The 15,410-nt window shown below is 47.9% G+C and carries 10 protein-coding genes; 4 read left to right on the top strand and 6 right to left on the bottom strand.

From position 1 onward, the window contains the following. Positions 1-475: 475 nt before the first annotated feature. The gene (locus MO867_RS17015) at positions 476-1,108 is read right to left on the bottom strand and encodes a MiaE family protein (RefSeq protein ID WP_252471339.1); all 633 of its coding nucleotides are present in this window, start codon (positions 1,106-1,108) and stop codon (positions 476-478) included. A 229-nt stretch (positions 1,109-1,337) separates the two neighbouring features. On the opposite strand from MO867_RS17015, the gene MO867_RS17010 reads away from it, so the two are divergent. Further along, a complete protein-coding gene (locus MO867_RS17010) occupies positions 1,338-2,273 on the top strand; it encodes a hypothetical protein (RefSeq protein WP_252471337.1) in 936 nt (311 codons plus the stop codon). A 65-nt stretch (positions 2,274-2,338) separates the two neighbouring features. Here MO867_RS17010 and MO867_RS17005 read toward each other — a convergent pair whose 3' ends face one another. Beyond that, positions 2,339-2,794 carry a DUF1289 domain-containing protein gene (locus MO867_RS17005; protein WP_252471335.1) on the bottom strand — a complete coding sequence of 152 codons (456 nt, stop codon included), beginning with the start codon at positions 2,792-2,794 and terminating at the stop codon, positions 2,339-2,341. Positions 2,795-3,096: 302 nt separating this feature from the next. Here MO867_RS17005 and acnB point away from each other — a divergent pair, with 302 nt between their 5' ends. The 3 genes from acnB (at position 3,097) to MO867_RS16990 (ending at position 10,533) form a co-directional block, all read left to right on the top strand. Then, a complete protein-coding gene (gene acnB, locus MO867_RS17000; RefSeq protein ID WP_252471333.1) occupies positions 3,097-5,712 on the top strand; it encodes a bifunctional aconitate hydratase 2/2-methylisocitrate dehydratase in 2,616 nt (871 codons plus the stop codon). Positions 5,713-6,166: 454 nt separating this feature from the next. Then, a complete protein-coding gene (locus MO867_RS23820) occupies positions 6,167-8,218 on the top strand; it encodes an alginate lyase family protein (RefSeq protein ID WP_252471331.1) in 2,052 nt (683 codons plus the stop codon). Between the two features lie 1,223 nt (positions 8,219-9,441). Next, on the top strand, positions 9,442-10,533 hold the full coding sequence (locus tag MO867_RS16990; RefSeq protein ID WP_252471329.1) for a hypothetical protein: 1,092 nt from the start codon (positions 9,442-9,444) through the stop codon (positions 10,531-10,533). Positions 10,534-10,815: 282 nt separating this feature from the next. Here MO867_RS16990 and MO867_RS24075 read toward each other — a convergent pair whose 3' ends face one another. From MO867_RS24075 to MO867_RS24070, 4 genes are all read right to left on the bottom strand, one after another. After that, positions 10,816-11,121 carry an SMI1/KNR4 family protein gene (locus MO867_RS24075; RefSeq protein ID WP_373565902.1) on the bottom strand — a complete coding sequence of 102 codons (306 nt, stop codon included), beginning with the start codon at positions 11,119-11,121 and terminating at the stop codon, positions 10,816-10,818. Positions 11,122-11,397: 276 nt separating this feature from the next. Continuing rightward, the gene (locus tag MO867_RS16985; RefSeq protein WP_252471327.1) at positions 11,398-12,765 is read right to left on the bottom strand and encodes an MFS transporter; all 1,368 of its coding nucleotides are present in this window, start codon (positions 12,763-12,765) and stop codon (positions 11,398-11,400) included. A gap of 291 nt (positions 12,766-13,056) precedes the next feature. Next, a complete protein-coding gene (locus tag MO867_RS16980; RefSeq protein ID WP_252471325.1) occupies positions 13,057-13,980 on the bottom strand; it encodes a haloalkane dehalogenase in 924 nt (307 codons plus the stop codon). Positions 13,981-14,756: 776 nt separating this feature from the next. After that, complete coding sequence (locus tag MO867_RS24070) at positions 14,757-14,891, bottom strand: IS66 family transposase (RefSeq protein WP_373565901.1); 135 nt, start codon at positions 14,889-14,891, stop codon at positions 14,757-14,759. Positions 14,892-15,410 lie beyond the last annotated feature (519 nt).

Genomic DNA, 15,410 nt, shown 5'->3' with positions numbered 1-15,410 from the left:
TGGGCAGGTATTGTTTTAATTTGAAGTGAGAACCTTATTTTCTCAGTATCTGGCCTTGGTTCCTACCTATTTCGCCCCCTAAAACTGTCCGAAGTATTGATTTATTCTCACATAAACTAATTTTTTTATGGCGAAGCATCTCAAATCCTATAGTAAATTAATGCAATCCATTAATAATCCGATATGGCAATAACTCGAAAAGTATTTTTAAACCAACAGCTAGATTTTATCAGCACACTACAACTTCTAAAAAAGATCTAAAAGAAGTATTTATAAGTGATCAGGATAATTAGGTTACTACGACGATGCTTTATACCCTACTGGTGATTTGAGGGTATCGACTGAGCTGCACTTCTTCGATGGGAATGGTCGACATATTCGAAAACCAAAAGACCAACGTAGAATTAGGAGTAAAACCTTACTCAGAAGGCTTCACTCGAGAATTCGCAGATTTACTTACAACCATTTGCTCTTGTCAGGTCTTACTAAGCATATCTTTAGGCACTCCACTGTGAAAGCGAAACTGCCCATCACAACCCTCCACTAATTCCTTTTCTTTTTCCAGTAACGTCTGAACCCTGGGCTCAATATCTTCATCAGCCGCTTTCTGAGCAAGGTGCAGGTAATCGCGGAAGTGCCTCGCTTCGGACTTCAGCAGGGAGAGGTAAAACCTCTGCAGTTCTTCATCCAGCTGCGGCGCGATGCGCGCAAAGCGCTCACAGGAGCGCGCTTCGATAATGGCCCCACAAATCAATGTGTCTATCAGCCGCCCCGGCTCTGCACTGCGCACTTCGGCGCGCAGGCCAGCGGCATAGCGGGAGGCGCTCACATGGGGGTAGGCGATACCGCGACTTTCCATAATGGCCAGCACCTGCTCAAAATGGCGAAGCTCTTCCCGCGCTAGACGCGACATTTTGTGCAGCAACTCGAAATCATTCAGATAACGAAACATTAGATTCAAAGCTGTGCCCGCCGCTTTTTTTTCACAGTTGGCATGATCAATCAACATCATTTCCGGCTCTCTTAACGCCGCCTCCACCCAGGCATCGGGCGTGGGACACAGCAGGAATTCATTGATAGCGGACAGATCGGGGACTTGAGTATTCATAGGATGAACAAACTTAACCGGGTCAAATAACTTGGCGCGGGAGTATAACGGCCCAACCGCACAAGCGCCCACTTTTCAATGCTCCGGCGGCCCCTTCCCCTCGCTTGGTAAACAGCCCACTCCGCAGACCCCTCAAAGCAGAAGGGAGCTGTAACAAGCCGATATATAAATTTGATAACGGCTTATTAAGTGAATTAATATTGCACTCTCGTATCTTGGCTGAATTGTAATGAGTGACCACCGCAAGCTGGCAAGCGCTATTCCACCACTACTGGAAAATATCTACTCCGCTGCCACAGCACTAAGAGAATCACTGGGATTGCTGCAAAATGCGGAAAAGCCCTGGCAGCACTACCTGCTTCAGCCTCCTTTTGCTCAGGATGCTGCACTGAGTCTCAGCCAGAGTTTTGACCTGCCCTTCAATATGGCTGGAGCCCTCTATTCGCAACTCGATTACCTGGAACCCGTCGGCACAGGCGGAGATGCTCGCGCCACCTTACAAGTGCCCGGTCTCCTCGCTGTTCCAGCTAAAACCCTCTTAATGGCTGAGCAGCTCAACAGCCATAAAGAAGCTTTTGCCGGCGCCATTGCAGAATTCCGTGCCGCGCTGGCTGAGCGCCCGGTAGCAGAGCAGGATCGTACGGTACGTGAACTTTTGGGCGATGCCGGTCATCCCCGCGCCCATTTGCGCCAGTGCTACCGCTTGGTCTTGCTGTGCCCCGAACGTCCCGATGCCATCGCCCTATCCTGGATAAAAGCGCGCAAGTCTATTCGCAAGGTCACGGTGAAATGGTGTGAGAAGAAACTGGTACAACTAGACCCGCAGGGAGGCGACCCAGGTATTCAGTACCAGCGGCAGCTGCTCGCGGGATTGCACAAAAGTCAGCATGAAGATTTGCGCCAGGTGCAAGTACAGAGCCGCCCCAACCTTCAGGTTGCCGAAATATTTTATGGCCATGGAACCGATGAGGAAGATGAATATCGCCAGGTCGGCTATTCCTCTATGCCGGTTCTGGTTGAAGCCAACGAGGCCGGCCAGTTGCCGGAATTCACCCGCGTTGACCATCAGCCAAGTTTGAGTCGCCGAAGGCAGCGCCGGGATTTGGCACTTTCTACAGAGCCCTTTTTACCGGCTCTGCGGGTATTTCTACGCCAGCAGCGTTAAACCTATGAAGCCTGTCTCTCACTAAAGGGGTCCTGTGGCAAAACTTTAAAATCCTCAGGCCGGGCTCAGCTTTTAGTCACCCCTGGGGCGACATAGCGCTGGTAGTAAGCCACGGACAATGCGTAAAAATCTTCGTCAATACGGCGACGTATTTCCACTAATGGCACTCCACGCGCCAGAACTGTGGGGCGCAAACCAAATGCCTTCACATTCACAATCTGGCTTGCCCCGGCCCTTAACAACTCAAATATCCAGCAATAAGGGTTTTGCGTCTCGTCGAAACGGATTTGCTGGTGATGCAGTTGCCGTAATAACAATGCCCGATCCACGATTTCCAGCTGGCTGCGCACCGCATTGACCAAATAGCTCTCGCGTCGCTCGGCAATCACCCTACGCTGTTCCTCGCTATAAGCGTTCCAGTCAATCACCTCATGGGCAAAGCGCTTGCAGCCGCGGCAAACGTCGTCACCGATTCCCGTGGAGCAAACACCGATACAGGGCGTGCGAACCTTCTTGTACATTAAATATCCGAACTAACCTATTCATGCCGCCGGAGCGGGACTTAATTTGCGCGTAGACTATTTTGTTTAAGCCGCCAAGAAAAGAGCTAAAACACTCGTTGGCAAACTACTCAAATTCACCGGGCAAATAGTCATAATTCACTTAAATTATTGATTTTTCGATAAACTTAACAGCAGTAGGGCTTTCCTGTAGTATTCGCCCCCGCCTTCAGCGGCCCCGAAAAAAAAATCCCAGCAGACCGCAAAGACTGGGAATTCTGCCCGCTGTTAATGCCACCCCACACACCAAGAGGGACTTATCAGTGCTTGAAGCCTACCGCAAACACGTCGCCGAACGCGCCGAACAAGGTATTCCACCAAAGCCATTGGATGCCGAGCAAGTCGCCGGCCTGGTTGAACTGCTTAAAAACCCGCCTAAAGGCGAAGAACAAGAGCTGGTTGACCTGCTCACCCAGCGCGTACCACCGGGTGTTGACGAAGCGGCTTACGTAAAGGCCGGCTTCCTGTCCGCCATTATTAAAGGTGACGCAAAATCCCCGCTGATCGACCGCAAACACGCCGTAGAGCTGCTCGGTCAGATGCTGGGTGGCTACAACATCACCACCCTGGTTGAAATGCTGGACGACAAAGAGCTAGCTGAGCTGGCTGCAGAGCAGCTGAAGGGCACCCTGCTGATGTTTGACGCCTTCCACGATGTGGAAGAGAAAGCCAAAGTCGGAAACGAACATGCCAAGGCTGTGATCCAATCCTGGGCCGACGCAGAGTGGTTCACCAAGCGCAATAAAGTGCCCGAGAGCATCAAGGTTGCCGTATTCAAGGTAACTGGCGAAACCAACACCGACGATCTGTCCCCGGCCCCCGATGCCTGGTCCCGCCCGGACATCCCCCTGCACGCGCTAGCCATGTACAAGATGAAGCGCGACGGCCTGGAGCCCGAAGAAGCAGGCGTTACCGGCCCGCTGAAACAGATCGAAGAAGTTAAAGCCAAAGGCGTGCCTGTTGCCTTCGTTGGCGACGTTGTGGGCACCGGTTCCTCGCGTAAATCCGCAACCAACTCCGTTTTGTGGTACTTCGGTGAAGAAATGCCCGGCGTACCTAATAAAAGAGGCGGCGGTATTTGTATCGGCGGTAAAGTTGCCCCCATCTTCTACAACACCATGGAAGATGCCGGTGCGCTGGTCTTTGAAGCGCCCGTTGATGACTTGGGCATGGGCGATATCATTGAAATCCGCCCCTACGATGGCAAGATTCTGGCCGAAGACGGCAAGGTTCTCTCCGAATTCGAACTTAAGTCCGATGTCTTGCTGGACGAAGTTCAAGCGGGGGGTCGTATCAACCTGATCATCGGCCGCGGCCTCACCGGCAAAGCCCGTGAATCCCTGGGGCTGGCGCCTTCGGAACTGTTTCGCAAGCCAGCGCAACCGACCGACACCGGCAAAGGCTATACCCTTGCGCAGAAGATGGTTGGTAAAGCCTGTGGCACTGAAGGTATCCGTCCGGGCACCTACTGTGAACCGAAAATGACTACCGTGGGCTCCCAGGATACCACTGGTCCCATGACCCGTGACGAACTGAAAGACCTGGCCTGCCTCGGCTTCTCTGCCGATCTGGTTATGCAGTCTTTCTGTCACACCGCGGCTTACCCCAAGCCCGTAGATATCAGCACCCAACACACCCTGCCCGACTTCATTATGAATCGTGGTGGTGTTTCTCTTCGCCCGGCTGACGGCATCATCCACAGCTGGCTGAACCGCATGTTGCTGCCGGATACCGTGGGCACCGGTGGTGACTCTCACACCCGCTTCCCCATGGGTATCTCCTTCCCTGCAGGTTCTGGCCTGGTGGCTTTCGCTGCTGCTACCGGTGTTATGCCGCTGGATATGCCTGAATCTATATTGGTGCGCTTCAAGGGCAAAATGCAGCCCGGCATCACCCTGCGCGACCTAGTTCACGCAATTCCTCTTTACGCCATCAAGCAGGGCCTGCTGACCGTAGAGAAGAAAGGTAAGAAAAATATCTTCTCCGGCCTTATCCTCGAAATCGAAGGCCTGCAAGACCTGACGGTAGAACAGGCTTTCGAACTGTCCGACGCCTCTGCCGAACGCTCTGCGGCCGGCTGTACCATCAAGCTATCCGAAGACACTATGTCTGAGTACCTGCGCTCCAACGTCACCCTGTTGCGCTGGATGATTGCGGAAGGTTACGGCTCCCAGCGCACCTTGGAGCGTCGCGCGCGCGCCATGGAAGAATGGCTGGCCAACCCGGAGCTGATGGAGGCAGACGCCGATGCCGAGTACCTGGAAGTAATCGAAATCGATCTGGCCGATATCAAAGAACCGATTGTTTGCGCTCCCAACGATCCAGACGACGCGCGCCTGCTATCTGACGTGGCTGGCGACAAGGTGGACGAAGTCTTTATCGGCTCCTGTATGACCAACATTGGTCACTTCCGCGCTGCCGGTAAACTGCTGCAGGAACACAAAGGTGGCATCTCCACCCGTATGTGGATCTCCCCGCCCACCAAGATGGACGAGCACCAGTTAATGGAAGAGGGTTACTACAACATTTACGGCGCAGCTGGTGCCCGCACCGAAATGCCCGGATGTTCCCTGTGTATGGGTAACCAGGCACGTGTAGCTCCGAACTCTACCGTACTGTCCACCTCCACCCGTAATTTCCCCAACCGCTTGGGTGACGGTGCCAACGTGTACCTGACCAGTGCAGAGCTGGCTTCTGTCGGAGCCATCCTCGGCAAGCTACCCACCCCTGCTGAGTATCAGGAGTTCGCTAAAAACCTGGATTCCATGTCCAGCGAGATCTACCGCTACCTGAACTTCGACCAGATTGAAGACTTCCAGAAATCTGCCGAAGAAGGCAAGCGCATCGCCGCAACTGAGATCCAGGAAGTCAATATCTAATTGACAAACTGGTCCAGACTAAAAGCCCCGCTATTCAGCGGGGCTTTTTTTTGCCTATCTGGCGGGCATCTCTGACGATTTGCCCAGCTCATCGACAATAGGCGCCATAAGCATTACCGAAATTAACCGCGAGGCTCTAAAATTCTCCGATCTATAATGGATAAAAAAATCAGCGATATTCCAGTCAGCTGAGTACTGAAGAATGCTACCCGCTGCGACACCCTTTATACACTGCTAACCCCGAGTACAGCCTAGCCAATAATAATAGGGGTTCAATTAATGACTGTAAGCGCCTGAAACTGAACCATAGGAAAACATTAGCCCACAGCCAATGGCCCCAAACCAAATACCCCCCAGAGAAGACAATGTAGCCCCCGATCGAGAGGTCGGTAACTATTGGAGAAAGTGGCGTGAACGAACTACATTCTTCTCCCGGAAATTTGGGCGGAAAACAGTGAAGTACGCCAGGTGGCTAGCGGGGTTAATTATCCCCAAACGCCGTCATTTCCCCAGTTTCTATTCCCCCAGCGAGCGCCCGGCATACCTCGCCAATACTCCCCGCAACACACCCAGAAATACTGTAGTTAAAATCCAGACATTTATTCTTTACAGAATTATTGGCAATGATCTGACCCCCCGACATAGCACAGGCCAGTCAAAGAAAAATCTCGAATTTATTTTAAAACATGAACCACCGCTAGAAGGCTGCCAAAAAATATTCATCCTGAACAGGATTGTCGACCCGACCGAAGAAAAGGAAATCATCCACCTGTTACACAGCCACCAGAAAACCTACCTCAGAATTCCCTTTAAACCGGATGATTACAGGAAGGTTCAGTGGAATATCCTGGATTTCCCCATAGATTATGTTCCCTATAAATTAAAAGGGCTCAGATTGAGGCGCGATTTAGCGATGCAGGCAGAATTAAGCCTCTACCGCCACAAAAACAATTATGTGATGAACAACAATGGTGCAAGAAATTTCGCCTTACAAGATGGAAAATCAAAGGCAGACTGGATTCTTCCGTGGGATGGCAATTGTTTTATTACGAAAAAAGCATGGAGAGAAATCAAACACCAAGTGCTAGAAAACACCGATTACCCCTACCACGTTATCCCCATGGCGAGGTTGCTAGACAATCAATTCGCACTCAGAGAGGACTTCAAACCAGAACCTACCGAAGAACCACAAATCATATTTCACTCTAAAGCCAAAGAAGTTTTTGACTGTAATTTCTGCTACGGAAGGCGTCCCAAAGTAGAGTTACTGTGGCGTCTTGGTGTGCCAGGAAAATGGGATAACTGGGCTATTTTCCCCTGGGATCTCCCCTGCCCCAGTTATTCCTCTGACGCCGGAAATTTTACCCAGGGAGGCTGGGTAGCGAGACTTTATTCAGGAAAATCACACCTAGAAAGAAAGGATCAGCAGTCCAGTCGGGATCGAGGGGAGACACGTTCCGAAGCTATCATTGCCATGCTGGATCAGCTCGATGAACGCAGCTATTCCTTTAGTGAAAGCAAAGCGTCCTTTTTGCCACCTCGGGAAAAAATAGAGAGCATTACTGATGATCCCCATTCAAGATTACTTCAGGAAGCCTACCAAAGAATCACGGAGCCCCGAAAAAGCCGGCAACCACTTTCCATCGACCAAGCGCTGCAGGATTTATTGATTTGTAGTCTTGCCCAGCTCCACTCTGACAGACCGCAATTTGTCCAATACATCAACAGTAGTTTAGAAAACATCTTCCCGAACAAATCTGCCGAACAGCACAACTCCCTATTAAAGGCCGCAGATCCTAGCAATTTAAGTTTTTTTCTCCACGCCTTAAGACATCTAAAGCAGAGCAAATACCTGAACCAAAACGGAACAGCATCGCTTGACCACCACCTGCAAGGATATCTCACCTGGTTAATGAACAGTCAAAGTGGGCAGTCAATGCGGTCTCAACCTGGGTACATCGGTACACTATATGACTTCCTGGTCGCCTCTATCGGCCTATATCTGGATAAGAAAAAAATCGTTATCAAGACCCTGAGGGACTCGCGCTTTCGAATTCTGGAACAATTTGACTCACTGGGAAAGCAACCTCACGTACTAAAAAGCAGATGCAGAGCACACTACTGTTGTCTCAACTTACAGGGATGGCTAAATCTAGCTGAGCTGGCCCAGAATTTTGAGGAGGATCTGTGGAACTTTTCTCCCCCTAAGTCTGCCGGCATTAAACTGGCAATCCACTCGCTCTTCAATGAAATCAACGAGAACCGGGAGTACAAGCAGCATGGTGCCTTTGATCCGGAAAGACTATTGCCAATTGCCAATACTTATCAGCAAAAATATGGAGACCTGCCCAGCATACCGGGAAACTTCACCAGTAGGTCTATACCTCAGTGCAAGCCCATATTTCCTATCGAAAATGGAATCATTCCCTACTGGAACCTGGGGACAAGCCTCGACACGAAAACAATAGAAACATCGGGAATGCTAATTACCGAAGGTAAGGAGTGAACGCTCCCAAACCAATAAACTCTGGCTCCTATTTTTCATTGCCAACGAACTCCCTAAAAACGATAAAAGCAAATATGGCCAGGTAAGTATTTACCGTAAATGCTCGGTCGATGCCAGACGACTGATTCACAGCCATAGCGACAAACTAGCGTACCGCATGAATACAACACAAAATTCCAATCCCTTAAAAGGCAGCAAGATAAAAAATTCAACAAGATCGTTATTTAACCTGAATAATTCCCCCGGTCTAACCGAGCCCATATACTAAATACCAGAATCTGTAATAATGAAGAACTTGTATTTACATTGAGGAAGTCAAAAAGTACCATTGCCTGCAATTAACCACCGCCTATCGACATAGAAAATCGGTTCAAGTAGTAAAGAGCTGGATTCACACCGAGAGACATATGCCTACCAATTATTACAAGGCGCCCAAAGCAAATCTTGACTACAAGGTCCCACACCAAAGAAAAACCCTATCTTTTATTACAGCCCTTAAAGCGTCCGCCATAGCAAGTACTCTGCTACCGATATTTATTACTATATTTTCTCTACCGGGTGCATCCAGCCATCAAATAGTCAACAATGCAGCCCCCATGCTAATGTTTTATTTGGTGACGACACTGGCCTGTCTGATAGCGACCCTCACTTATGGCAAACTTGTTGAGTATTTTCTGATAAAATGGAAAATATATAGGCGAGCCAATATGATACTTGGTAGCATGCTGCCGAGCATCGTCCTTAGCATCCTCGCTGCCACACTCAATGAAGCCTGGATATTTGGTGTGTCAGCTATAATATCCCTATATGCCGGCCCCACCTCCTTTCTATGCTACCGATACGTGAAAATAGCTTCAGCAAGGAAAAATACCGCTTGATATAAAGTATATTTACCTCGATATAAAAACAACATACTGTCGCCACACCCTTCCATATCACTCTCCTAAGACTTTCTTCTCAGCACATTGATAGTTTATTCCCAGGGAAAAGTTCCGGCCCGTGAATAAAACTCGGAGGGTCATCCGATTCGATTGCCCAAGATTATTTCATTGATGGTTTCTTGGGCGCCAAGCTGTGACTTTGGGTGGATAATTATTCAAGTAATTGCCCAGGGATTTGAGAGCCACCTTTGCCTAACCAGCGATTCAGCAGAGTCCCAAATCAACCAGCAGAAAGTAATAAACTTGATCTAATTCAATTTGTTGATTTGTATGGAAATAGATATGAAATTTTACGCCTCTATCGCGACAGCCGTTGCGATTGCTATTAGTGGACACGCTAGCGCAAACACCAACACGACAATAGTGAATCAAAACGGGGTGGGTAATACCGCCACCTCTAACCAGAATGACCCAACTGCCACTGGAAATCTGGCAGTCTTTACACAATTCGGTGACAACAACTCATCGACCACCGCTCAAGTAAACAACAGTCAAAACAACACTATTAACAGCACCCAGATCGGCGACAACAACACGGTCAGTTCAATTGATCAGGATAGCAGTACCACCTCAAATGTTACCGTTATTCAAAACGGGCAATCTAACCTTTTCAATGCGCTTCAGATGGGCGCCACAACTAGTACATCAGTTACCACTCAAACGGGCTCAAACAATCAATATACCACCGTACAACTCAACTCCAATATCGATAGTGCCGTCATTAATCAAAATGGTGACTTAAATACCGGCTCGATTGCCCAATCCTCATCCTCCAGCAGCGCCGTGTCCATCACCCAACTGGGGACTTCTAATACCTCCGGTGGCGCGCAATCTTCAGAAACAGCCAGTACAGCCATAATCTTTCAGGATGGCACCTCAAACACGGCATCATTTGGGCAGGGGCTAGGAACGGGGAATACCCTGAGCTCCACCCAATTGGGCACGAATAATATATCTCAAGTTGTCCAGTTTACTGCGTCAAGTGATACGGCTGAGCTGCTACAAGATGGTGACCAAAACAATGCCAACTTGTCACAGGAAATCAGCTTAAACAGCAGTATTGATGTCAGCCAAAACGGCAGTCTGAATGTAGTGACAACCTTTCAATCGGGCTCAACTAACGATGGAGAAATTGATCAGGAAGGGGTGAGCAACTTGGCGGAACTCAGCCAGGATGGCGATCAACTGACGGCGTTGATGGACCAAACTGGAAGTACGAATATGGCCTCAATCACTCAAACCTCAACCGTAAATGACGCTATGACCATGCAAATGGGTACGACAAATATGCATGACACGACTCAGGGAAGCACAGGAAATACAGCGAATGCTTTCCAGTTGGGCACCAGTAATGTGGGCACTATCCTACAATAGCCCTACCCAGGATCTGGATCCATCGATCCAGATCCTACCCCGGTTAACTCAACATTGAATACTTAGGAGTATCAAAACCACTCAACGTGATAAATTCACTGCGGAATCTCTCACCCGTCCATTCAGCAGAATCCAGAGCATTAATAAGTCTCAATAAAAAATCTGAAAAATTTCTCAGCGATATGGCGCTTGGTGTCTTCATCCCGATCAAAAGCAATGACCTGCCCCGAAACCCCTTTCACATCCGGATCAAAATCAATTCCAATATGATTGCCGGCCCAATCAAAACCACCTTTTATTGATATATACCGGTTTCATATACCCTTCCGGGCTAGACTTCATATAGCCTGCATAGTCCTCGTTCATCGTCTCTTCATCCAGTTCTCGCCAACTATCCCAGCGTTGCTTTATTTCAGATATCGACAGAAACTGTGATTCAAAGAAAAGGCTCGGTGCACGATAGCATTGACCATTATGAACGGAGAGAAACTCTTTCAATTCCACTGGGAGACAGATACAGAGATGTTCCTCACAGCTACTATTTCTGACGTTGAACAGCCCGGGGGCAACCTCAGCTGGTCTGCGCACCCCAGCATGGAAAGTTTGTTCTTTATAATCCCCCAGGAGTCTTTCATCTATCACCCTAAATTAGACAAATCAATCTGATCTCCAACATAACACCCAAAAATTCATCCTACCGTTGCAAGCAACAACCACCCTACAGAACCCATTTCTCAACCTGTTTCAGCTGAGTAAAAAAATCTGACGGAAATGAGATAAACTTTAATACCACCCTAAAATTCATCAGCAGAATTTACAGAGGAATAGCTTCAATACCAGTTTAACGTGTTAATGTTTTGTCAATTACTTTTCATCACGAAAGTAGATTAAAGAAATGAAAAATCCAACCAGAACAATATAACCATCAACAAACAATGCACGACCAACGCCACCTCCGATATCGGGCGCTGATGCCAATATGGCCGAGTTGATCCCCAACCCCAAGGCCCCCCCCAGGAACCGAAACATATAAATAACAGCACCAGAGAGGCTTGAATTGCTTGAATCTGCCGCAGTAATTGCGGCCGTAACGGCCGCAGGACTAAAAATACCGAGGCCCACTCCAACCAATAGCATACCTGGCACAAATACCAGATAATCTACCTGCCCCACGTAAACTGAGAGCATAAACAACCCCAAGCTCATGGCCAAGGCACCGACACAGAGGAGTACTTTAGGGCCAAGCCTTCCGTAAAGAGCCCCGGACACAAACGCAAAAACACCAGAAGAAATCATCGCAGGTAGCAAGGCAATTCCAGCGTGCAACGCACTATAACCATACACATCAATAAAAATTAATGGGATGTAAACAAGGATTGCAAAAAATGCAATAGCAACAAAAAACACACTAAGTCCAGATGTTATAAATCGACGGTTCTTAACAAGAGACATCGGGATCAAAGCATCTTCAGACATCTTCACTTCAATCGTAATAAAGATGACTGCCATACAAGTAGAAACTATCAATAAAGTGGCCACTATCCAAACGGAGAATCCTGCTGAGAAACCTAAATCCATAGCCAGTAAAAGTAGGAAAAGGGACAGCGAAAGTGACAATACACCCAGATAATCAATCTGCTCTTTCTTTTTTCGAATTTTTTCAGTGGGGTATTTAGTCCAATAGAAAATCAACACAGAGATTGCAATGGGTACATTAATAAACAGAATCCAGCGCCAACTGTATAAGTCAACGAGTAAACCACCAATAACTGGCCCGCATGCTGTTGCCAGACCCAATGCAGCCAGAACCAACCCCCCCACCAAACCTGCCCGGTCTTGTGGCAATATGTTATATGCCATCCCCAACATCGCAGACCAAGCCAAAGCGCCACCGAGCCCCATAAGCGCCCTCGACACAAATAATACCCAAACCTCGGAAGAGAAACCTCCCAACAGGGAAGCAATGGCAAAGATAATGATACCCGTCAGAAAGACCCCACTACGTCCATAGATATCTGCCAAGCGCCCGCTGGTAACAATGAGTACGCCATAACTCAGGGCATACGCGTTTACTACCCAGTGGACTGTGGATATTCGAACTGAGAAGTCCTTTGCGATGGCAGGAAGAGCTGGAGAAAATGCGGTAAAATCACTGGCAATCAGAAAAATTGACAAGAACAGAACAAATAGACCCCAATACTGCCTCACTGGGATTGAACTCTGATACGCCATTGTCGCAACTTCCCCCTGCAAGAAACCACTACATCAACAAATGAGTGTAACCAATCATCAGAATCCAATACTGGGCAAGAGCACAATTCCTCCTTATTAACAGTAGGTATCATTAAGGCGCTCTATCATCATGGCGGTCCACAGCAATATTTCTTGAAGTCTGGGTGCTTGATTGAGGGGCTTATATGCTAGGTATCACTATCTTGGCAAGCCCCATGTACCTCAGATGAAATTGGTTATCTAGACAAGAAACCGAGCCCTGAAAGAGCCCGGTGGTGGTCACTTAATGCATTAACTTACAGTAGCGGGGGAGGCAAGCTTAAAGTGGGTCAGCGCCTTTTCAGCAATTTCCTTGCCATATTCCTGTACAAAATGACCGGCCTCTTTTACCTTGAGTGGCTCAGGACAGTTTTTGATAGTACTCCTCAGCATTTCCATTACATTTTCACCGAGTACAGCATCTCTCATTCCTATTGCCATAAAGCTGTCGCCATCCCAGCTCTTAGACCAGAACTTCCGGGCCCGTAGCCCCAGCTCTACGCCTTCCATGCCCGGCTCCACCGGTACGATAGAAGGGAAGCGGCGGACTCCAGCCTTGTACCGATTATCGGGATAGGGTGCATCATAAGCCACTATATCAAAGAGGTTGACCTCAGATCGCGCGTCGTTGGCAATCAGACCTCCTACCGGGATTTCCGGTACGCCAACCGAGAAGTCTCGCCAATGGTAGAAACCTTCAGAGGCACCATCGCCTGCTGCAATAGCAGTATTCATTACCAATAGCCGCGTAAATCTGCCAGTCATATCCATAGGCAGAGTAAGCCCTAAAAGGCCACCCCAGTCCTGACAAACCAGCGTAATATTTTTTAAGTCAAGGTGCTCAATCAGGTGCATCAGGCTGTTGCGGTGGAAGTCAAAGGTATAGACATCGTCACTCACAGGCTTATCCGAGCGGCCGAAGCCAAATAAGTCCGGGGCGACTACCCGATGCCCCGCTTCAGTAAATACAGGGATCATCTTACGGTATAAATAGCTCCAGGTCGGCTCCCCGTGCAGGCAAAGAAAAGTCGTCTCTGCATCTGGCTCACCCTCATCAATATAAGCCATGCGCATTTTGTCGTAGCCTTCCAGACTATCAATATAGTTGGGCGGGAAGGGAAAACCGGGTAGTAAAGAAAAGCGCTCTTCTGGAGTTCTTAATCGCTCAATAGACATGAGTAATCCTTATTGGCTTGAAAGGTAAACAAAAAATCTTTCCTAGTATTGTTATTAATATAATCACTTCACCGCATAAAGCATAACTGTAGGCCAATATATAGCCTAACCAATTCTGTATTAAGGGCCTATGCGCTCCTTGGGCATGGCAGGATCTATAAACAACAGACGGAAACATCTTATATAAAAAAACAAGAAAAGAGAATCTTAAAGCGCCACCCCTATTCACGTCATACAACGATTAAGACAAACAACTTCTATATAAGTACAGCCCTTCGACAGCATTCATACCCTCTTCTGTTGATCGGCACACTATAATCCGCTCTAGTATCGCCATGTCAATCGCTATCAAAATTGAGCATTTCATTTTGAAAAAGGAAGAAGATCGGCTAAAACTATGAGCGGCGGCACCCATGGATTCGGAACAGGATCAATGGATCCTTCAACGCGATTTCTCCACTACATATTGAAAGATAACCCACGGTGCCTGATGCTTTGTACTGTTGACACTAGAAACAAACCTGTTCTTCCTGCGCCTTTTTTTCGCACTTAACCCAAAGTAAAAGGCATACAGGTCTGAAATCAAAGTTAATTTTTATGCATCCAATCTATAGGTGCTACGAATTAGTAATTATTTAGCTGAAATCCTAAGTACCACCATTTTCTTATGAATAAAATCAGGCCACACCCCTGAAAACATACTTTCCAGAACCTCCTCAACACCAATATCATGCTTTTTACCAGTAGATAGATTACTACGGATACGGCAAAAAATCTTACCCCCCTTTTGTTGAGTAAAAACAGTCCGATATTTTTTGCTGCACCTTGGCCATACGAAGATCCCTTTCACCCTGATTGTTGGTATAGGGTGTATCCTGATTCTCCATAAAGTGTAAAACATCCCGTTGTATTTTATAATCGCCCCAAGAGGTTGCGAGATTTACTTCGAGATATTCTGCTACGTTATTTGTTGTGATACCTCCGCTTTCGGTGGTGGGTATTCCAGTCCAGTTTTTTAATCAGATATCTGTATTTTCTACACCATTTTTTGCATTCATCTTCAGTCAAACAGCCGTCAGTCTGCTTAACAGCCGCGCTGATCTGCTGTAGCAGTGTCGCCATTTGTCTGGCCCACTCCTGGCCATCCTACTCAAAAGCACGAATTAGTTCGGGCTGATGACGTGCATTACACAGAGTATGCAAGCACATTGTATAACGGTAATAAGGTTTCCAATGATCATGGACCAGAACGCCCTTATAATGGGGCAATATATCCATTTCATCTGTAGCCTTATTGACGCACTTCGCATGTGGCACAACCACATGTCCAGGAAATACTTAAGGCATTTTAGCAATAGGTAACTACCATTTACTTTCAATACTTCGGACAGTTTTAGGGGGCGAAATAGGTAGGAACCACGGCCAGATAC

Origin of the sequence: Microbulbifer okhotskensis, assembly GCF_023895975.1 — a bacterium.
Taxonomy (GTDB): domain Bacteria; phylum Pseudomonadota; class Gammaproteobacteria; order Pseudomonadales; family Cellvibrionaceae; genus Microbulbifer; species Microbulbifer okhotskensis.
Note: the sequence above shows the minus strand (reverse complement) of the source record. Positions and strands in the feature narration are given on the sequence as shown.